Below are 18,344 nucleotides of genomic sequence, written 5' to 3' on the forward strand. Positions count from 1 at the left end.
ACTCATTTACCCGATCACCTCCTTTCGGCGTGAGCCACACACTAGGAACCGGTCGGGCACGGATCAACCCATTTTCCGGGATGTTGACCGTGCTCGTTCGGGGCGACTGCTGTACCCGTATCCGTCGCCCCGCCGGCCGATCTCGCTGCTACGGGAAACGCGCGTCGACTCGGGGGCGAACGGGCAGTAGTCCGGGGCCCGAGAAGCTGTTTCGGAGGGGAATGGTCGTCGTGTCCGACCTGCGGATCGAGCCGGTCCACGGAGACGCCATGCTCGAGCAGTGGCGGCATGTGCACAACGTGATCGTGCCGCCCGCCGCCATGGGGATCGACGAGGTGCGGGAGCGCGGTGGGCGGTACCGGCTGGAGAACGCTTATCTCGGGGAGGTGCTCGTCGGGTGTTCGACCGTGCGGCCGCCCGAGGGGGAGGGGGCCGTGGCGACCGTCATCGCGCGCGTGCTGCCCGAGTACCGGGGGCGGGGGTTTGGGGCGGCGTTGTATGAGAAGGGGCTCCGGTGCGCGCATGAGCTGGGGGCTCGGGTGATCGAGACGTGTGTGCTGGCGGTGAACGAGGACGGGCTGCGGTTCGCCGGGGCGCGGGGGTTTGTGGAGGTGGAGCGGTATGTGCTGGACGGTGAGACCGAGGTGTGGGTGGATCTGAGGCTCGCGTCTTCCCTGGCCTAGCCCGGCGGTGTGGCGGGGTACTCGAATTTCCGGCACACAACGATTCCTTCAATCTTGTGGGAACCCGGTGTGTGCTGCATCACGTTCCAGTTAGATGATTGTTAGTGAGCGAACCGACGTGCCGTACGTGCGGACGCGGCAGCCTGCAGGGGGTCCAGGTGAGTGCTTCCCGGCGTAGTGGGACCACCGACGAGATCGGGCCGGACGAGCCCGAGCGGGACGGTCCGGAGGTTTCGGACGGCTCGGATCTGCTGGCCGCGTTGCTCGACGGGATGGACGCGGCTCTGTGCGCCTTCGACGCGGACGGGGTGGTGACCCACTGGAACCGCGAGGCGGAGCGGATTCTCGGGTGGAGCGCCGCCGAGGCCGTGGGGCGGCACGGGTTCGCGGGGTGGGCGGTGCGCAGTGCCGACGCCGAGGAGATCGAGGGGCGGCTGCTGGCCGCCATGCACGCTCTCGGGCGGCAGGTGCACGAGTTCGCGCTGCTGACCAAGGACGGCGGGCGGGTGCTCGTGCGGACGCAGTCGGCGTCGGTGCGTGGGCCGGACGGCAAGCCGGCGGGGTTGTACTGCGCTTTCAGTGAGGTGCACGCGCAGATCGATCTGGAGCGGTCCATCGCGTTGAGCGAGGCGCTGTTCGAGGACGCGAGCTGGGGTGTCGTGCTCGTCGACGCCGATCTGCGGCCCGCCGTGGTCAACACGCATGCCGCCCGGGCGCTGGGTGTCGGGCGTACGTCGGCGTTGGGGCGGCCGCTCGGGGACCTGCTCGCCCAGGGCGTGGAGGAGTTGGAGAGCGCGCTCACGCATGTGCTGGCCGAGGGCGCGCCGCCCGCGCCGGCGGAGATCTGGGTGAGCGTGCGTACGCCGGACGGTGAGCAGCGGCGCTGCTGGCGCTGTGGGTTCGTCCGGTTGGCGTCGCCGCTCGCCGAGGAGCCCGTGCCGCTGGGTGTGGGCTGGTTGTTCCATGACGTGACCGAGTCCAAGCAGAGTGATCAGGAGGCGTCGCTGCTGCGGTTCCGTACGAACCAGTTGCACCGGGCTGTCCGGGCCGCCGCCGAGTGTGAGGACCCGCGTGAGGCAGCCGCCGTCCATCTGGATTTCGCGCTGGCCGGGTTCGCCGATCATGCGCTGATCGACCGGGTGTCGGGCGGTGCGCTGGAGGACGGGGCGGAGACGGCTTCTCTGCGGTTGGTACGGGTCGCGGCGACGCCGTCCGGGGCGCCGGGGCCGTCTCTGCTCACGGGGCAGGCGGGTTTGCCGGTGCGGTACGCGGAGGGGCATCCGGCGTTGCAGTGCGTGGAGCGGGCCGGGTCGGTGCGGGCGAGTGTGGGGGCCGTGTCGGTGGAGAAGGCCCGGGAGTGGGCGCAGACTCGGCAGTGGCCGTCGGATGCGGTGCACGCGTTGTGCGCGGTGCTGCGGAGCCGGGGGCGGACGCTCGGGGTCGTGACGTTTCTGCGGGGGGCCGGGCGGAGTCAGTTCGAGCGTGGGGACGCGGTGTACGCGGAGGATGTGGCCGTTCGGATCGGCTCGGCGCTGGATCTGGCCGAGGTGCTGGGGCGGGAGCAGCGCTAGTACGGCTGTCCGCGGGCCGGCGGCTAGCGCCGGTAGAAGATCCGTTCCGCGTACTTCTCGAACACTCGTCCGTTCCATGCGTGGCCCCCGTCCACGTTCCCCGAGCGCAGCAGTGGGGGTTCGATGCCCCGGTCGGCCAGGCTGCTCGCCGCCGTGGCCATGACCGCCTGGAGGATGGCCGAGGTGACGACCGTGGAGGCGGGGGCGAAGGGGGCCGGGATGGTGTCGAGGGTGAGTTCCGCGTCGCCGACGGCGATCTTCGAGTCGAGGACGATGTCGCAGTGGTCCTTGAGGTAGGTGCCGGAGAGGTGCCGGGACGTCGTCTCCGAGGCGTACGCCACGGATGTCACGCCGATGACCTTGAGGCCCAGGGCGCGGGCGCTCATGGCCATCTCGACGGGGAGGGCGTTGCGTCCGGAGAGGGAGATGATCACGAGGGCGTCGCCTGCGCGGACCGGGGAGCAGTCGAGGACGGCGCGGGCGAGGCCGTCGACGCGTTCCAGGGCTGATCCGAGCGTCGCCGGCATGACGTCGACGCCGACGACACCGGGGACGGCCAGCAGGTTCATCAGGGCGAGGCCGCCGGCGCGGTAGACGACGTCCTGGGCGGCGAGGGAGGAGTGTCCGGCGCCGAAGGCGAAGAGCCGGCCGCCGGAGGCGACGGTGTCGGCGAGGAGTTCGCCGGCCGCCTCGATGGTGCGGGCTTCCTCGTCCCGGACGCGTTGCAGCAGGCCGATCGCGGCGTCGAAGAACTGACCGGCCGGCTTGCTGTCGCTCATGCGGGCCCCTTCGGAGCATCGGGAGTGTGTCTCGGCGTACGTGTCTCGGCGTACGCGTCTCTGCGTCTGTGTCGCGGATCACGGTGCGGTCTGGACCACTGGGATGTCAATACGGTCGTGGGAAGCGTCCCGTACCCCTCGGTTTCAACGGCGCGGCACGCTTGTCGGTGGTATCCGGCAGAATTGGTGCCAGGGCCAGCGCACAAGCCGGGAAGCTGTCGTGCTTCCGGCAGATCTCATCAAGGGGCACGTATGTCCGGACTGATCGACACCACGGAGATGTATCTCCGCACCATCCTCGAGCTGGAGGAGGAAGGTGTGGTCCCCATGCGCGCCCGGATCGCCGAGCGGCTCGACCAGAGCGGGCCGACGGTCAGCCAGACGGTGGCGCGGATGGAGCGCGACGGACTGGTGTCCGTCGCCAGCGACCGTCACCTGGAGCTCACCGACGAGGGCCGTCGGCTGGCCACGCGCGTGATGCGCAAGCACCGGCTCGCGGAGTGTCTGCTCGTCGACGTGATCGGTCTGGAGTGGGAGCAGGTGCACGCCGAGGCGTGTCGCTGGGAGCACGTGATGAGCGAGGCGGTCGAGCGCCGCGTCCTCGAGCTGCTGCGCCACCCCACCGAGTCGCCGTACGGCAATCCGATCCCGGGCCTGGAGGAGCTGGGTGAGAAGGACGGCGCCGACCCGTTCCTGGACGAGGGCATGGTGTCGCTCGCCGATCTCGACCCGGGTCTGGAGGGCAAGACGGTCGTGGTGCGCCGGATCGGGGAGCCGATCCAGACGGACGCGCAGCTGATGTACACGCTGCGCCGGGCGGGCGTGCAGCCCGGCTCGGTGGTGAGTGTGACGGAGTCGGCGGGCGGTGTGCTCGTGGGCAGTGGTGGCGAGGCGGCGGAGCTGGAGGCGGACGTCGCGTCGCACGTGTTCGTCGCCAAGCGCTGAGCGGTTCGGCGATGCCACCGGGCCCGACGGCCGCCGTCTCAACTACCGAGACTGGCGGGGTAGTTGTGGTCTTCCGGCGATCTCGTCGAATCCAAGATTCACTGTGCCGAATCGCAGCGCTCGGAGGCTTCCCGTGCGAGGCTGTCGCGTGAGGCATATGACCTGAGGGCTCTTGGCCGTGGTCCGGCAGCGATGCCGCGTCCGGCCGGGGAGGGGGCGGGAAGATGTGCCGCAGACGTGTGGATGGCCCCGGCGCCTGGTGGCGCCGGGGCCTGTCCTCCCCTGTGCTGACCTGGAGCCCCGAGCTCTCAAGGTCATCCCCTTCGGACCGTTTTCCCCGAGCGGTCCGCCTCCCGTTGAAGATCTCCCCTCGGCGACGGCGATCATTCCTTGAGGGGGGTCACTCGAACGAGGGGTGTTGTCGGCCAGAGGCGTATTTTCGAATACGTATTCGATAAGCTGGATGCTCTGCGGGTGACGCACCAGGCGGAACCTGCGCTTCAGAGGTGTGGGGTAGGAACGACAGACACGGCAGGGCAGGACGCGGTTCACAGGACCCGCCGCCTGGAGCGGGAGCGAACGGGTCCGAGCGGAGCTAGGGGGGTGCCAGGACCAGTGGCGCGACGCATCGACGTGATCGGGGCGGGCGGCGTACGCCTCGCCGCCTGGGAGTTCGGCGACCCTCCCAAGACCGACCCCGCGAAGGACGTACCGAAGCAGAACGGCTTACGGCAGCACGACGTACCGAAACAGGCCGCGGCCGAGCGGACGGTGCCCCCGCAGTCCGGCCCCGGGGAGGCCGAGCGGGCCCCCGGCGTGCTGTTACTGCACGGTCTGATGGGCCGCGCCTCGCACTGGGCGTCCACCGCCCGCTGGCTCTCCGAGCGGCATCGCGCCGTCGCCCTCGACCAGCGCGGCCACGGCCGGAGCGACAAGCCCCCACGGGCGTCCTACACGCGGGTGGCGTACGTCGAGGACGCCGAGGCCGCCCTCGAACAGCTCGGGCTCGGACCGGCCGTCCTCATCGGCCACGCCATGGGTGCCCTGACCGCCTGGCAGCTCGCCGCCAAGCGTCCCGACCTGGTCCGCGGGGTGGTCATCTGCGACATGCGGGCCTCCGCACTCGGCGCCGCCTCGCAGCGCGAGTGGGAGGACTGGTTCAAGGCCTGGCCCGTCCCCTTCGCCACACTCGCCGACGTCCGCAAGTGGTTCGGCGAGGACGACCCCTGGGTGGAGCGCCCGAACCCGGCCCGCGGCGAGTTCTACGCCGAGGTCATGCAGGAGTCCCCCGACGGCTGGCGCCCCGTCTTCGACCCGGAGCAGATGCTCGAGTCCCGCGAGACTTGGGTGTACGACGCCCACTGGGAGGAGCTCGCCCAGGTGGAGTGCCCCGCCCTCGTCGTCCGCGGTCTCGACGGCGAGCTGGGCCGCGCCGAGGCCCAGGAGATGGTCCGCGTACTGCCCCGCGGCCAGTACGCGGAGGTCGCCGACGCCGGCCACCTCGTGCACTACGACCAGCCGGACGCCTGGCGGGGCGCGGTCGAGCCCTTCCTGGACACGGTCCTCACCGACCTCACGGGCTGACACGGGCCCTCAGAGCTCGCCCGGAACGGGCGGCAAGGCCCGGCGGGCCGGCGGCCACGGGGGTGGGGGTCTGTGCGCTGTGCCGAGTGCGGGTGTTCGGTGGCTGGTCGCGCAGTTCCCCGCGCCCCTGGGGGCGCCGCCCAAGGGCCGGGCTGCACGGCCCCGTTCCAAGGTCTCGTCCAAACCCTGTCCCCGCCCCGGTCACCCCTTGCTGACCGCCGTAAGGATCTCCGGCAGCTGCCGTGCCGTGCGCGGGGCTGCCAGTCGCAGGCCCGCCACGGTGATGGCCGTCCCGTAGAGCGTGCCCACCGGCAGCAGCAGCCAGCTCCAGTCGGCGCCGCCCTCGCTGACGTTCAGCCAGATCGTGCCGACGATGACGGGGGCGCAGAGCAGGGCCGCCGAGACCATGCCGCCCAGGATGGCCATGAAGGCGAGCCCGGACTGCCCGGGGGCCACGTTCTTGTAGCCCTCCTGCGGGATGGAGTACGGGAAACGGGCGGAGGTCCACGCGCCGGTCGCCAGCATCGCGCCGAGCAGGGCGAACGACAGCCCGAGCACCTCGGGCAGCTTCGGCCAGTCGCCGAGCAGCGCCGTCGTCAGGACGGTCACGAGGGTGGCGTACGGCAGCGTGATCACCAGCAGGGCGAGCGCGCGGGCGCGCAGTTCGACGTAGGCGTCCCGGGTCGAGGAGATCGTCAGCGCAACCATCCAGAACGCGGAGGTGTCCTGTCCGAACTGGTTGTACATCTGCACGCCCAGCATCCCGGCGGCGAAGCAGGCGAAGTAGATCGAGCCGGTGCCCTGCAAGGCGTTGAACACCGGCACGATCAGACCGATGGCCAGCGACGTCACCCAGGCCGCCTTGGTCTTGGGGTCGCGCCACACATAGCGCAGGCTGCGCTCCATGACCGTGCCGGTGCGCCCGGCGGGCAGCAGCCGGGACAGGCCGGTGGAGGTCCGCTCGCTGGCGCCGGAGTCGGCGGACTGGAGCGTGGAGCCGTCCGGCGCGGTCATCAGCCGGGTCAGGTGCCGCGACCACAGGGCGAGCAGGGCCACCAGGGCGGCGGCGGTCAGGGCGAGTTGGAGGACGGCGACGCCGTACGACCCCTCGCTCGCGGAGTCCGCCGCCCCGATCGCGGACGCGGGCGGCACCCACTTCAGCACGTCGGCCGGCCCGTCCAGCTGGCCGAGGCCACCGGAACCCAGCCGCTGCGCGCCGAAGTTGACGACCTGCGCCCCGACCGCGATGACCAGTCCGCTCAGCACCGCGAGATCCCGGCCCTTGCGGCTGGTCAGCAGCCGGAGGTTGGCCGCGGCGACGGCCCGCGCGAGCGCCACGCAGACCAGGAGCGCGAGGATGATTCCGACGACCCCGACGACGTACGCCACACCGCCGTGCGCGACCGACACGACGGAACCGGCCAGCATGCACAGCGTGAACAGCGGCCCGATGCCGACCAGCGAGGACACGAGCAGCGCCCGCACCAGCGGGCGGGGCCGCAGCGGCAGCATCACCAGGCGGGTGGGGTCGAGGGTCTCGTCGCCGCCGGGGAAGAACAGCGGCATCACCGCCCAGCCGGCCGCCAGCAGCGCGACCAGCAGCACCACCACGGACGCGGCGTGCGCGTGCCCGCGCAGCGCGATCAGGCCGATCAGCTGTGCCACGGAGACGAGGAGGACGGCGACGACCGAGGCCACGTAGGCGGCCCGCCGGCCACTGGACTGCCGAAGCCCGTTGCGCAACAGGGACAGCTTCAGCCGGACGACGACGGGGGTGATGGAGGTCGTCACGGCGCTCATCGGGTCGTCCCGCCGCCCAGCCAGTCGAGGTGGGAGCCGGTGTCGCGGCCGTTTGCGCCGACGAGTTCGAGGAACGCCCGTTGCAGGGTGGGCGCGTCGCCGCGGACCTCGGCGAGGGTTCCCTGGGCGCGGATGCTGCCCGCGGTCATCACCGCGACCCAGTCGCACAGCGACTCGACGAGTTCCATGACGTGGGAGGAGAAGACGACGGTGGCGCCGGAGGCGGTGTAGCGCTCCAGCACACCCCGGATGATCTGCGCGGACACCGGGTCGACGCCTTCGAACGGCTCGTCGAGGAACAGGACTTCGGGGTTGTGGAGGAGGGCGGCGGCGAGCCCGATCTTCTTGCGCATGCCGGTCGAGTAGTCGACGACGAGCTTGTGCTGCGCGCCGGCCAGGTCGAGGACGTCGAGGAGCTGCGTGACCCGCTTGTCGACCTCGGCCCCGGGCAGCCCCCGCAACCGCCCCGAGTAGGCGAGCAGTTCACGCCCCGACAGTCGCTCGAACAGCCGCAGGCCCTCCGGCAGCACCCCGATCCGTGCCTTCACCTCGACCGGGTCCCGCCACACGTCGTGCCCGACGACCTCGACCGACCCGTGGTCGGGCCGCAGCAATCCGGTGATCATGGAGAGCGTGGTGGTCTTCCCGGCCCCGTTGGGCCCGACGAGCCCGATGAACTTCCCGGCGGGCAGATCCAGATCGATCCCCGCCACGGCGACCTGTTGCCCGAACCGCTTCCAGAGCCCTCGCACCCGCACGGCCGCTGCACCCGTCACTGCTCCCGACGTCATGCACGAACCCTACGGTGGAGCAACGCCGTCAAGGGGCGCGGGACCGTGTCCGGTGTGCGGCTCCGCCGCGTGGGCGCGAGCACCCCGTGAACGACCTGCGGCCGCGAAACTACCGATCCCTACCGCACGCGTAGGCCAGCGGTGAGATCAACTCCTCCGCGTCGGGAAGCCAGCGGTTGGCCGGGGTGGGCCTGCAGGCCCACTGCACGGCCCCCCGGGACCCGAACCGAGTGGGCGGCCCGGCAACGTAGTCACCCTCACCCAGCGCGTCGAGGTCGAGCGACGACGGCGACCAGCCCAGCTTCCGCACCAGATCCGGCACCTTCACCGAGGCCCCGGGCAGCACGAAGAACTGCATCCGACGATCCGGCGTCAACGTCACCGGCCCCAGCGTCAACTCCATGCGCTCCATCCGCGCCAGCGCGAGAAACCCCGCCGTCTCCGGCACGGAGATCGCGTCGAACGTGCGCCCCGTCGGCAACAAGATGGACGCCGTCGGCTGCTTCTGCCACATCCGCCGGGCGACGGTCGCACTGCCGGTCGCCTGCGTCGCCCAGTCCTCACGCGCCGGATGCGCGCCGGGTACGGCGCACGCGGCGTCGCCGCACGAGCAGCACTGCACCCCTTCGACGGCTTCCAGCCAGGTGCCGGGGAAGACGTCCCAGTGGCGCTCCTCGGCGTAGCGTACGGCTGTCTCCAGCAGCGATTCCCCGCGCTGCTTCGGAATCTGAGCGGCTTGCGTGCCCGCGATCGTCTCTTCCACGCTGAACACAACTCCCGCGCCCACCTCGGGTTACGGGCGTAGCGCGCGCGGGGGAGGAGCATCGATTCCGCATCCGGGGCGCATGGATGCATGTGTGGGGGCGCGCAGGAGGAAGCGAGGCGTGGGCTGGGTAGCCAGGTGTGGGGGCGGCATCCGCCTTTACCCCGGCAATCCTCGCATGCCTCGCATTTTCGCTCTCTCGGCGGGGCACTGATCTTCACGGCCGGAAATTTTCGGTGGAAGACACGTCAACTCGGTGCGTGGGCAGGCACCGCAGCCACAGGGGGTACGCCATGGCCGCAAGGCCTCTCGTCGCGCGGCAGCCGAACGAACGGTTGCAGGCGCTCATCCAGGAAGCGGGCTGCTCCAACGCGGGGCTCGCCCGCCGGGTCAACATGTGCGGCGCCGAACACGGTCTCGATCTGCGGTACGACAAGACGTCCGTGGCGCGCTGGCTGCGCGGACAGCAGCCACGCGGACGCGCCCCGGCGATCATCGCGGAGGCGCTCGGCCGCAAACTCGGCCGTACGGTCACGATCGACGAGATCGGCATGGCCAACGGCAAGAACCTCGCCTCGGGTGTCGGCCTCCAGTTCTCGCCGACGGTGCTGGGAGCCATCGAGCAGGTGTGCGAGCTGTGGCGCAGTGACGTGGGCCGCCGGGACTTCCTGTCCGGTTCCTCCGTCGCCGCGTCCGCGCTGGTGGAGCCGAGCCGCGACTGGCTGATCTCCTCGCCCGACTCGCAGGTGGCGCGTTCGGCGGGGCCGCGGGTGGGGCAGTCCGACGTGGCGGCGGTCCGCGCGATGACCCAGGCGCTGAGCGACCTGGACCACCAGTACGGCAGCGGGCACGTGCGCCCGGTCGTCGTGCACTACCTCAACAGCGTCGTGTCCGGCCTGCTGGCCGGCTCCTACCGGGAGGCGGTCGGCCGCGACCTCTTCGCCGCGGTCGCCCGACTGACCGAGCTCGCGGGCTACATGGCCGTCGACACCGGCCAGCCGGGCCTCGCCCAGCGCTACTACATCCAGGCCCTGCGGCTCGCGCAGGCGGCGGGCGACCGTGGCTACGGCGGGTACGTGCTCGCCGCCTCCATGAGCCACCTCGCCGCGCAGCTCGGAAACCCGCGGGAGATCGCTCAGTTGGCGCGAGCGGCACAGGAGGGGGCGCGTGGGCAGGTCACTCCGCGCGCGGAGGCGATGTTCTGCGCGGCGGAAGCCCGGGGGCACGCGTTGATGGGCGACGTGAGGGCGGCCCAGGTGGCGTCCGGGCGGGCGGTGAGCGCGCTGGAGCAGGCGGACCCGTCCGCCGGGGACGACCCGGCCTGGATCGCGCACTTCGACGAGGCCTACCTCGCCGACGAGTTGGCGCACTGCCACCGGGACCTGGGACAGGCCGAGGCGGCGGCGCGGTGCGCGCGGGAGTCGCTGGCCGGGCATCCGGAGTCGCGGGCCCGTCGCAGGGCCATCGGCTACGTCCTGCTGGCCAGTGCGCAGGTGCAGCAGCGGGAGGTGGAGCAGGCATGCAACACCGGCATGAAAGCAGTGGAGTTGCTGGAGACCCTCCGCTCCAACCGGGGCGCCGAGTATCTCGACGACTTCCAGCAGCGGCTGGAGCCGTACCGGGACGAGTCGGTGGTAAGGGAGTTCGGGGCCCGGGTGGACCTTCAGGCGGCGGCGTGAGAGCACGAGGTACCGGAGCGTGAACAACAGGGAAACGAAGGCACCGGAGGCGAAGGGGGCCTGTATATAGCGGATGGGGGACCGGTTCTGTCACCGGGCGCATGGTGATCTGTTACCGCCGTCACAGGCGCGCAGGTCACGTCATGAGCTGCGTGGCACCCGGCTCAGGGGACCCGGTAGCGTGAGCCGACGATTCCGAAGGTCCCCCATTCGTAGGAGTCCCGGTGACGCAGAGTGGACAGGGCGAGGAGCCCTCGCCGCGTGAGGCGCGCGAAGGCATCGTGCTGCCCTCCGACGGCGGGGAACCCCTGCTGCCGGGAATGACGGGCGGATACGGCGGAAACAGCGGCTACGGCGGCCAGAACGGCTACGGCGGCCAGAACGCACCCGGCGGCCAGGGCGAGAACGGCCGCCAGGACGCCTACGGCCGGCCACGCGAATACGGCGGCCAAGGCGAACACGGCGGCGGCAGTGGCAGTGGCGGCCAAGGCCAATACGGCGGTCAGGGTCAATACGGCGGTCAGGGCCAGTACGGCGGCCAGCAGACCGGCACCACCGGTGGCCACGCGCCTTCGCCCGGTTCGCCGTCCGGCCCGATGTCCGGTCCGGCCGGCGGTCAGGCCTGGGGCACGCCGTGGGGCCCCGACCAGCACCAGGCTCCGGCCCCGCCGCCGGGTCAGGGCTGGTCGAGCTCGCCCGACCAGTCGTGGCGCTCACCCGACCAGTCCTGGGAGCAGCCGTCCGGCACCCTGCCGTCCCAAGGAACACAGGCGTACGGCGCCGACTCGTACGGCTCTCCCCCGCCGCCCGCAGGCCAGTACGGCCCGCCCGGTACCGACGCCTACGGCGCTGCGACCGCCGGCCACGGCGGCGGCCAGGGGTCCCCCTTGCCGTCTGCCGACGCTTACGGCTCTCCTGGCGCGGGGTCGTCTCAGCCGTCGGGTCAGGGTTCCTCCCTGCCGCCTGCCGACGCCTATGGTCCTCCTGGTGCCGGGGCGGCTCAGCCGTCCGCTCAGGGGGCTTCGTTGCCGTCCGCCGACGGTTACGGCTCTCCCGGCGCCGGGGCGCCTCTGCCGCCCGCTGCCGACCCGTACGGCTCTCCCGGCGGTGGCGCGTCCCAGCCGACCGCAGGGCACGGTGCTGCGAACGCCGCCCTTCCGGCGCCGGGGCACGGTGGCGCGCACGCTTCCCCGCCGCCTGTCGTGCACGGTGGCGGGCACGCCGCCCCGATGCCGCCCGCCGACGAGGGTGCCACCCAGTACCTCCCGCCGGTGCCGGCCGCCGGGGAGGGCGGGGGCCCGCAGTATCCGGGGCCAACGGCCGCGCAGGCCGCCGACGAGGGTGCGACGCAGTACATACCGCCGGTGGGCCCCGGGGCGTTGCCGCCCGAGGTGCACGCCGAGTCGCCCGGGGAGTCGACGCAGTTCCTCGGCCGTGCCCCGCAGGGCGGCGGCCCCCGTGCCGGAGCGGGTCACCGGTCCACCGCCGGTCCGATGCCGTCCGCCGGTCCGATGCCGCCCGCGTCCGGTCCCGATGCCGAGGCCACGCAGTACATCCCGCCCGTGCCCGGGCAGACGGGCGGGGACCGGCAGCCGCCCGCCGAGTTCGACAACCTCTTCCGCAGTGGACCGGCCGGTGCGGCCCAGGCCGGGGCGACCCAGCAGATGCCGCGTTTCCAGCAGCCCGCGCAGCCGTCGTACGCAGGTCCGCCCGAGGTCCCCACGTACGACGACGACGGCCGGGGTGGCGGCCGTGGCGGCCGTTCCGGCTCGCGGCTGCCGCTGATCGCCGCCGTCGGGATCGGCATCGTCGTCCTCGGTATCGGCGCGGGTGCGCTGCTCGCCGGTGGCGGGAGTGACGACAACGCCGACAAGAAGCAGACCGTCTCGGCGACGGCCCCCGCGACCGACGGGTCGGCCTCGCCGTCGGCGGACCCGGCCCGCGAACAGGCCGTCGCGCTGGACAAGTTGCTGGCGGACAGCGGTGACAGCCGTACGGCCGTGATCAACGCGGTGGCCAACGTGAAGTCCTGCAAGAACCTCGGCCAGGCGGCCAAGGACCTGCGGGACGCGGCACAGCAGCGCACCGACCTGGTCACCCGGCTCTCGGGGGTCACGGTCGACAAGCTGCCCGACAACGCCGCGCTGACCGACGCCCTCACCAAGGCGTGGAAGGCGTCCGCGTCGGCCGACAACCACTACGCGGCGTGGGCCGACCAGGCGGCCGGCAAGAAGGGCTGCAAGAAGGGACAGGCGCGTACCACCGCCCAGACCCAGGCCGGCAACCAGGCGAGCGGCACCGCCAGCACCGAGAAGACCAGGGCCGCCCGGCTGTGGAACACCATCGCGAAGCAGTACGGCCTGACGGAGCGCCAGCCGACCCAGCTGTGATCCGGGCCTCGGCCGGCGGGCCACGGCTGAGGGGATCCGGCCCCTCAGCCCGGCCCGCCGGCCCAGTCGTCGGCCCGGCTCCTCAGCCCGGCCCCTCAGCTCAGCTGCGCGTCCTTCAGCGTGGCCGTCACGTCGGTGAAGCCCTTCTTCGCCGACACCAGCCGCCCGGACCGTACGACCTGCAAGGTCACCTCGGTGTTGACCAGGCGCGGGAAGCCGACGGACGCGAGTCGGGCCTGGAACTCCCAGCGGAGCGTCGGCGTCAGCCCGCCCGTGTCGACCTGGAGCCCGTTGTCCAGGGCCCTGCGCACGGAGTCGGCGCTCACCTCCCCGTCGCCGAGCGACTCGACGGCCGCCTTGAGCACCGTGTAGGCGATCCAGGTGGTCTGCACACCGGCGTCGGCGGGGTCGATCCGGTTGTCGCCGAAGGCCTTCTCGCTGATGACCTTCTTCATCGCGTCCCAGCGGGCGTCGGTCTCCACCGGGTACCAGCCGGTGATGTACGACCCCTCGTACGGCCCGGACCGCCCGCCGGAGGCGTCGATCACCGTCTGGTCGACGCTGCCGAGGACCGTGCCGGTGCGCACCTGCGGATACTCGTCGCGGGCGCGGCGGAAGGAGTCCATGAAGGTTCCGGTGCGGTCGCCGATCGCGGGGACCACGCACCCCTTCTTCGCCGGATCGGTGGTGGAGCTGCGCAGGGCCCGTTCCGACTGCTCCGAGTACTGGGTGGCGTCCTCCGCCGCCCGCAGGTCCTCGGCGACCGCGTGCCCGCCCGCCCTCAGGCCGGAGTCGAGCAGGCCCGGCAGTTCGTCGCCGGCGATGGTGTCGGGCCGTACGAAGGTCACGGGCCCGCAGCTCGGGGCGAGGGCCTTGCCGAGGCCGGCCAGGAGGGTGGGCGCGCCGCCGTTCACGGGGTAGGAGAGGGGGCTGGTGAACTCGTCGGTGGTGGCGCCGTAGCCGCCGACGTAGGGGATGCCCTCGCCTTCCAGGGGCGGGAAGAAGGAGTCGCTGTGCTGGCTGTAGGAGCCGACGACGGCGACGACGTCCTCCTTGACCGCGCGCCGGGCGCACCTCGCCGCGGCCACGCTGTCGTTGCGGTCGTTGCAGGTCAGGACCGTGAGCTTGCGGCCGTTGATGCCGCCCTGGGCGTTGATCCAGCGGGCGTACGCCTGCGCGAAGGCGGGCATGCCGGGCTTGTTGGTCGCCTCGGTGCCCTGCGGGGCCCAGGTCATGACCTTGATCGGGTCGCCCCCGGAGCCCCCCGTGGCACCGGGGACGACCCCGCAACCGGCCGTCAGCGACGCGCAGGCCACCAGCGCCCCCGCGGCCAGGGCGGTGGCTCTGCCGGGCCGGATGGACGTGGGGAGGAGGGTGCTGCGGATACGTCGCCTGCCTGTCATGGGCACACACGCTTCCCTCACATCACTAACCCGGAAGTGACCTTCGGTTATGGAAGGGTGACGCACGGGTGAACAACGGGGGCAGGTGAGGCCCCTGAGGCGAGGAACGTACGATCGATGACCGTGCAAGGTTCGGAGAACTCTTCCCGTCGCGGCCGTCGCTCGTCCACCATGGGCGACATGCCTCAGAACGACATGCCCTGGTGGCGCTGGCGCAGCAATGTGCGCTCGGCGCTGCACATGCTCTCCGATCCGGCGTTCCAGCAGAACGTCTGGCTGGCCGGTACCGAGGGGTACGGGGACGTCACGGACGCCGTGTACCGCCTGGTGGAGGACACCTGGCTGGACAACTGGTCCGCCGAGAAGTACGTCGGCACGATCTTCCGGGACTCCCAGGAGGCGGCCCTCGTCGACACCGCCGTCCTGCGGGTGCTGCGGATCATGCACCAGGTCGGGCCGGACGCCCCGGTCTCCGTCTACGTCGATCACGAGGGCTGGCCGGACGCGGTCCGGGCGGCGCGTGACGCGCACGTCCGGATGGCGGTGGCCGACGGGGAGGACCCGGACACGCCGCCGCGCACGCTCGAGGTGCTGCGGATCCTGACCCGGTCTGCGTAGCGGGACGGCGGGACGGCCACGGGGCGGATATGGGACCCTGTGCTGCATGAATGCGCAGTCCGGCCGAACCGTCGCTCTTTCCGACCAGTACGTCCTCACCCTCTCCTGCCCCGACAAGCAGGGCATCGTGCACGCCGTGTCGAGCTACCTCTTCATGACCGGGTGCAACATCGAGGACAGTCAGCAGTTCGGTGACCACGACACGGGACTGTTCTTCATGAGGGTCCACTTCTCGGCGGAGGCGCCGGTGAACGTGGACAAGCTCCGGGCCAGCTTCGCGGCGATCGGTGACGCCTTCCACATGGACTGGCAGATCCACCGGGCCGACGACAAGATGCGCATCGTGCTGATGGTCAGCAAGTTCGGCCACTGCCTGAACGACCTGCTCTTCCGCTCGCGCATCGGCGCTCTGCCGGTGGAGATCGCCGCCGTGGTGTCCAACCACACCGACTTCGCCGAGCTCGTGGGGTCGTACGACATCCCCTTCCACCACATTCCGGTGACCAAGGACACGAAGGCGCAGGCCGAGGCGCAGCTGCTGGAACTCGTGCGGCAGGAGAACGTCGAGCTGGTCGTGCTCGCCCGCTACATGCAGGTCATCTCCGACGACCTGTGCAAGCAGCTCAGCGGCCGGATCATCAACATCCACCACTCCTTCCTGCCGAGCTTCAAGGGCGCGAAGCCGTACCACCAGGCGCACGCGCGCGGTGTGAAGCTGATCGGCGCCACCGCGCACTACGTGACCGCCGAACTCGACGAGGGCCCGATCATCGAGCAGGAGGTCGAGCGCGTCGGCCACGACGTGACGCCGGACCAGCTCGTCGCGATCGGACGTGACGTGGAGTGCCAGGCGCTGGCGCGGGCCGTGAAGTGGCACGCGGAGCGCAGGATTCTGCTCAACGGGCGCCGGACGGTCGTGTTCGCCTAGGAGTTCGGGGGGTTCTGTCTCGCGGGCGGCTGCGGGTGGTCGTGGCGACCAGCCCCCACGCACCCGCAGCCGCCCGCGAACCGGCAACCCGCCCCTACATCCGGCTCAAGCTCGCCGCCGCGAACAGCACATCCCTGATCGCCTCCCGGTCTCCCAGCTGTCCGGCAGCCGCCTCCTGAGGCGACACATGACCGGCCGCCAGTCGGCAGAACTCCACGCCGTCCAGGGCGACATGGGCGACCTCGTGCTCCGCGGAGCCCACCGCGCCGGGGGAGTCCAGGGGGATCAGCCACTCGCCGCCGCCGTGTCCCTCGATCTCCAGGCGCAGGCTGCGGCCCGGCTCGCCGACCGGTACGAGGTGCCGGCCGGGGGCGGGGGCGGCCAGCCCGGTCCGGCGGCGTACGGCCAGCGCGGTGGGCAGCATGCGGGCCGCGAGGTCGATCATGCGGTTGAGGTGGCGCGGGGACGGCGGGCCGTAGGGGTAGTCCACCGCCTCGGCGATGTCCTCCGCGTGCACCCAGCACTCGAAGGCCCGGTCCAGCATCGCGTCGTGCAGCGGCAGTTCGAAGGCGCCGTACGGGACGGCCAGCCTGCCGCCGCCCGCCCCGGGCTCGGTTTCAGCCGTGCGGGAGGTGTCGCCTCCGGTGAAGGACACCGTGCGGACCAGGTCGTGGCTCTGCTCACGCCAGGGCAGCCGCACCGACCGGGTCGGCGGGAAGTGCGAGGCCCGCCAGTACGCCTCGGTCCGCGCGGCCGGTGTCGGCGCGTCGGCGGTGACGTCGCCGAGCGGGTCGTCGAGGCCGAGGGCGAGCGCGACCAGCCCGTCGACGGTGAGCAGGTGCGCGATGACCCCGGCGACGGTGGTACGACGGCTCGTCGCCTCGTCGGCCCGGAACCAGCGCAGCCGCACGGGCGTGTGCCACTCGGCGTCGCCTATGTCCTGGAGCAGGGCGTCCAGGCGGGCGGTCTCGGCGTCGTACGGCGTCGCCCAGACGGGCACCGGGATGCGGGGCGGGCGCCGGTCGAGGCAGCCGTCCAGGACACGGGTGCGCAGGCCGGGGTCGAGGTCGAGGCTCTCGGGGCGCTGGAGCAGGCCGACCGCCTCGCGCAGGCGCAGAGCCTCGTCCGCGCAGCTTCCGCAGTCGCCGAGGTGTTCCTCGACGGCCATCGTCTCCTCCGGCGAGCAGGCGGCCAGCGCCCACGCTCCGAGGAGGGCCTTCAGGACGTGGTGCTCCAGGACGGGCGGCGGTTCCTCCAGCGCGGGCAGCGGCCGGCCGCCGTCCTCGACGGAGGCACGGGGCATGGGTATGCGGGGTGACCGACCGGGGTCGGGGGTGCCGCCGGGGCCGTGCCGTCCACCTGAGCCACCGTCCGAGCCACCACCGGAGCCGTCTTGGCCGGCGCCCTTGTCGTCGGGTTTGTCGTCGGGCCTGTCGTCGTCCGGTTTGCGGGAGCCGTCGTCGCCCTCCCGGCCTTCCTGCCCTGCCGCTTCCTCGTCGTCGTGTTCGTCGTACGCCTCGAACCGGCCCGCTCCGCTCATGCCGCACCCCCGTATCCGGGAGGTGCCCCGGGTCCTCCGGCGTCGTGGGCGGTGGACAGGAGTTGCAGGCCGAGGCGGAGCCGGCGGCGGGCCTCGTCCTCGGTGACGCCGAGGTCGGCGGCGGTCTGGCGGTAGTCGCGGCGCTGGAAGTAGGCGAGCTCCAGGGCGGCGCGCAGGGGCGCGGGCATGGACTGGACGATGTAGTCGGCGCGGGCGGCGACCGAGGCGTGGCGGACCTTGCGCTCCAGGTCCTCGGCGGTGCCGTGGCCGTCCCGGGTCAGGGCGGCGGTCTCGGTGGCGCGCAGCCGCTGCACGGCGAGGCGGTGGGTCAGGGTGGCCACCCAGGTGCGCAGGGGACCCTGCTTGGGGTCGTAGGCGTCGGGGTGTTCCCAGACGTGGGTGAAGACCTCGCGGGTGATGCCGTCGGCGGCGCGTTCGTCGCCGAGCACGCGGTGGGCGAGGCCGTGCACGAGGGAGGCGAAGCGGTCGTAGAGCTCGCCGAGGGCGGCCGCCTCACCGCGTGCGAGCCGCTGCTGCATCTTGCGGTCCCAGCGGGGCGGTGCGTCCTTCTTCGCCATACGGCCCCCTCGGCCTGCCTGTGTCCCGGCTTGTGTCTGTGTCAAGCCTGCGCCCACTGTCTCCTCGAATGTAGTCGGCACTTCCGGCCGTGCACGCCCCTTTGTTCCAATGCGCGCCCCCGGCGGTCGTGAGGTGGTAGTGGACCTTGGCGGGGACTGTGGCGGGAGCCTTGGCGGCGCTTACCCCCCGCTACGACCGATCAGACCTGATCGAACAGGATCGAATACGGCGGAAACAAGCCTCTTTCGACTTCCTACCGTTTCTGGGCCCGTGTTTCAGGGAACGGCCGCT

General features: G+C 71.8%; 15 protein-coding genes. 8 read left to right on the plus strand and 7 right to left on the minus strand.

Annotated features, from left to right (window positions below; genetic code table 11):
- The first annotated feature begins 221 nt into the window (after positions 1-221).
- The gene (locus ACWBNA_RS21995) at positions 222-683 is read left to right on the plus strand and encodes a GNAT family N-acetyltransferase (protein WP_482706152.1); all 462 of its coding nucleotides are present in this window, start codon (positions 222-224) and stop codon (positions 681-683) included.
- A gap of 158 nt (positions 684-841) precedes the next feature.
- Positions 842-2,254, plus strand: coding sequence for a PAS domain-containing protein (locus ACWBNA_RS22000; RefSeq protein WP_482706153.1), 1,413 nt, complete (start codon positions 842-844; stop codon positions 2,252-2,254).
- Between the two features lie 23 nt (positions 2,255-2,277).
- Here ACWBNA_RS22000 and ACWBNA_RS22005 read toward each other — a convergent pair whose 3' ends face one another.
- A complete protein-coding gene (locus tag ACWBNA_RS22005) occupies positions 2,278-3,033 on the minus strand; it encodes an SIS domain-containing protein (protein ID WP_482706154.1) in 756 nt (251 codons plus the stop codon).
- Positions 3,034-3,285: 252 nt separating this feature from the next.
- Between ACWBNA_RS22005 and ACWBNA_RS22010 the strand changes: the two genes are divergently transcribed.
- Together ACWBNA_RS22010 and ACWBNA_RS22015 are read left to right on the plus strand one after the other, a co-directional pair.
- Entirely contained in the window at positions 3,286-3,978 is a 693-nt protein-coding gene (locus ACWBNA_RS22010) for an iron-dependent transcriptional repressor DtxR (RefSeq protein WP_067020955.1), read from the plus strand.
- A 615-nt stretch (positions 3,979-4,593) separates the two neighbouring features.
- Positions 4,594-5,562 (plus strand): alpha/beta fold hydrolase, encoded by a 969-nt coding sequence (locus ACWBNA_RS22015; protein ID WP_482706225.1) that lies wholly within the window; start codon positions 4,594-4,596, stop codon positions 5,560-5,562.
- Positions 5,563-5,763: 201 nt separating this feature from the next.
- On the opposite strand, the gene ACWBNA_RS22020 is transcribed toward ACWBNA_RS22015, so the two are convergent.
- The 3 genes from ACWBNA_RS22020 to ACWBNA_RS22030 form a co-directional block, all read right to left on the minus strand.
- Complete coding sequence (locus ACWBNA_RS22020) at positions 5,764-7,362, minus strand: transporter (protein WP_482706155.1); 1,599 nt, start codon at positions 7,360-7,362, stop codon at positions 5,764-5,766.
- Positions 7,359-8,153: an ABC transporter ATP-binding protein gene (locus tag ACWBNA_RS22025; RefSeq protein ID WP_482706156.1), complete on the minus strand. Its 795-nt coding sequence runs from the start codon at positions 8,151-8,153 to the stop codon at positions 7,359-7,361. The genes ACWBNA_RS22020 and ACWBNA_RS22025 overlap by 4 nt, the downstream gene beginning before the upstream one ends.
- A gap of 109 nt (positions 8,154-8,262) precedes the next feature.
- Positions 8,263-8,925 (minus strand): bifunctional DNA primase/polymerase, encoded by a 663-nt coding sequence (locus ACWBNA_RS22030; protein WP_482706157.1) that lies wholly within the window; start codon positions 8,923-8,925, stop codon positions 8,263-8,265.
- Positions 8,926-9,209: 284 nt separating this feature from the next.
- Between ACWBNA_RS22030 and ACWBNA_RS22035 the strand changes: the two genes are divergently transcribed.
- Entirely contained in the window at positions 9,210-10,595 is a 1,386-nt protein-coding gene (locus ACWBNA_RS22035) for an NsdA family TPR-like regulatory protein (RefSeq protein WP_482706158.1), read from the plus strand.
- A 749-nt stretch (positions 10,596-11,344) separates the two neighbouring features.
- Positions 11,345-12,985, plus strand: a complete 1,641-nt coding sequence (locus ACWBNA_RS22040) for a hypothetical protein (RefSeq protein ID WP_482706226.1) — start codon at positions 11,345-11,347, stop codon at positions 12,983-12,985.
- Between the two features lie 95 nt (positions 12,986-13,080).
- On the opposite strand, the gene ACWBNA_RS22045 is transcribed toward ACWBNA_RS22040, so the two are convergent.
- Positions 13,081-14,388: an ABC transporter substrate-binding protein gene (locus ACWBNA_RS22045; RefSeq protein ID WP_482706159.1), complete on the minus strand. Its 1,308-nt coding sequence runs from the start codon at positions 14,386-14,388 to the stop codon at positions 13,081-13,083.
- 117 nt (positions 14,389-14,505) lie between these two features.
- Between ACWBNA_RS22045 and ACWBNA_RS22050 the strand changes: the two genes are divergently transcribed.
- Both ACWBNA_RS22050 and purU read left to right on the plus strand, forming a co-directional pair.
- Positions 14,506-15,006, plus strand: a complete 501-nt coding sequence (locus ACWBNA_RS22050) for an SCO4402 family protein (protein ID WP_482706160.1) — start codon at positions 14,506-14,508, stop codon at positions 15,004-15,006.
- Between the two features lie 46 nt (positions 15,007-15,052).
- Entirely contained in the window at positions 15,053-15,934 is an 882-nt protein-coding gene (gene purU / locus ACWBNA_RS22055) for a formyltetrahydrofolate deformylase (protein WP_482706161.1), read from the plus strand.
- Positions 15,935-16,028: 94 nt separating this feature from the next.
- On the opposite strand, the gene ACWBNA_RS22060 is transcribed toward purU, so the two are convergent.
- Positions 16,029-17,474: a zf-HC2 domain-containing protein gene (locus ACWBNA_RS22060; RefSeq protein ID WP_482706162.1), complete on the minus strand. Its 1,446-nt coding sequence runs from the start codon at positions 17,472-17,474 to the stop codon at positions 16,029-16,031.
- Positions 17,471-18,052 carry a sigma-70 family RNA polymerase sigma factor gene (locus tag ACWBNA_RS22065; RefSeq protein WP_482706163.1) on the minus strand — a complete coding sequence of 194 codons (582 nt, stop codon included), beginning with the start codon at positions 18,050-18,052 and terminating at the stop codon, positions 17,471-17,473. The genes ACWBNA_RS22060 and ACWBNA_RS22065 overlap by 4 nt, the downstream gene beginning before the upstream one ends.
- Positions 18,053-18,344 lie beyond the last annotated feature (292 nt).

This window comes from Streptomyces sp. Q2 (genome assembly GCF_056820935.1).

Excerpts from the sequence above, each read along its gene's own strand:
- ACWBNA_RS21995 (WP_482706152.1), top strand. The coding sequence starts at position 222 with ATGGTCGTCGTGTCCGACCTGCGGATCGAGCCGGTCCACGGAGACGCC.
- ACWBNA_RS22005 (WP_482706154.1), bottom strand. The coding sequence starts at position 3,033 with ATGAGCGACAGCAAGCCGGCCGGTCAGTTCTTCGACGCCGCGATCGGC.
- ACWBNA_RS22010 (WP_067020955.1), top strand. The coding sequence starts at position 3,286 with ATGTCCGGACTGATCGACACCACGGAGATGTATCTCCGCACCATCCTC.
- ACWBNA_RS22020 (WP_482706155.1), bottom strand. The coding sequence starts at position 7,362 with ATGAGCGCCGTGACGACCTCCATCACCCCCGTCGTCGTCCGGCTGAAG.
- ACWBNA_RS22025 (WP_482706156.1), bottom strand. The coding sequence starts at position 8,153 with ATGACGTCGGGAGCAGTGACGGGTGCAGCGGCCGTGCGGGTGCGAGGG.
- ACWBNA_RS22035 (WP_482706158.1), top strand. The coding sequence starts at position 9,210 with ATGGCCGCAAGGCCTCTCGTCGCGCGGCAGCCGAACGAACGGTTGCAG.
- ACWBNA_RS22045 (WP_482706159.1), bottom strand. The coding sequence starts at position 14,388 with ATGACAGGCAGGCGACGTATCCGCAGCACCCTCCTCCCCACGTCCATC.
- ACWBNA_RS22050 (WP_482706160.1), top strand. The coding sequence starts at position 14,506 with ATGACCGTGCAAGGTTCGGAGAACTCTTCCCGTCGCGGCCGTCGCTCG.
- purU (WP_482706161.1), top strand. The coding sequence starts at position 15,053 with ATGAATGCGCAGTCCGGCCGAACCGTCGCTCTTTCCGACCAGTACGTC.
- ACWBNA_RS22060 (WP_482706162.1), bottom strand. The coding sequence starts at position 17,474 with ATGAGCGGAGCGGGCCGGTTCGAGGCGTACGACGAACACGACGACGAG.
- ACWBNA_RS22065 (WP_482706163.1), bottom strand. The coding sequence starts at position 18,052 with ATGGCGAAGAAGGACGCACCGCCCCGCTGGGACCGCAAGATGCAGCAG.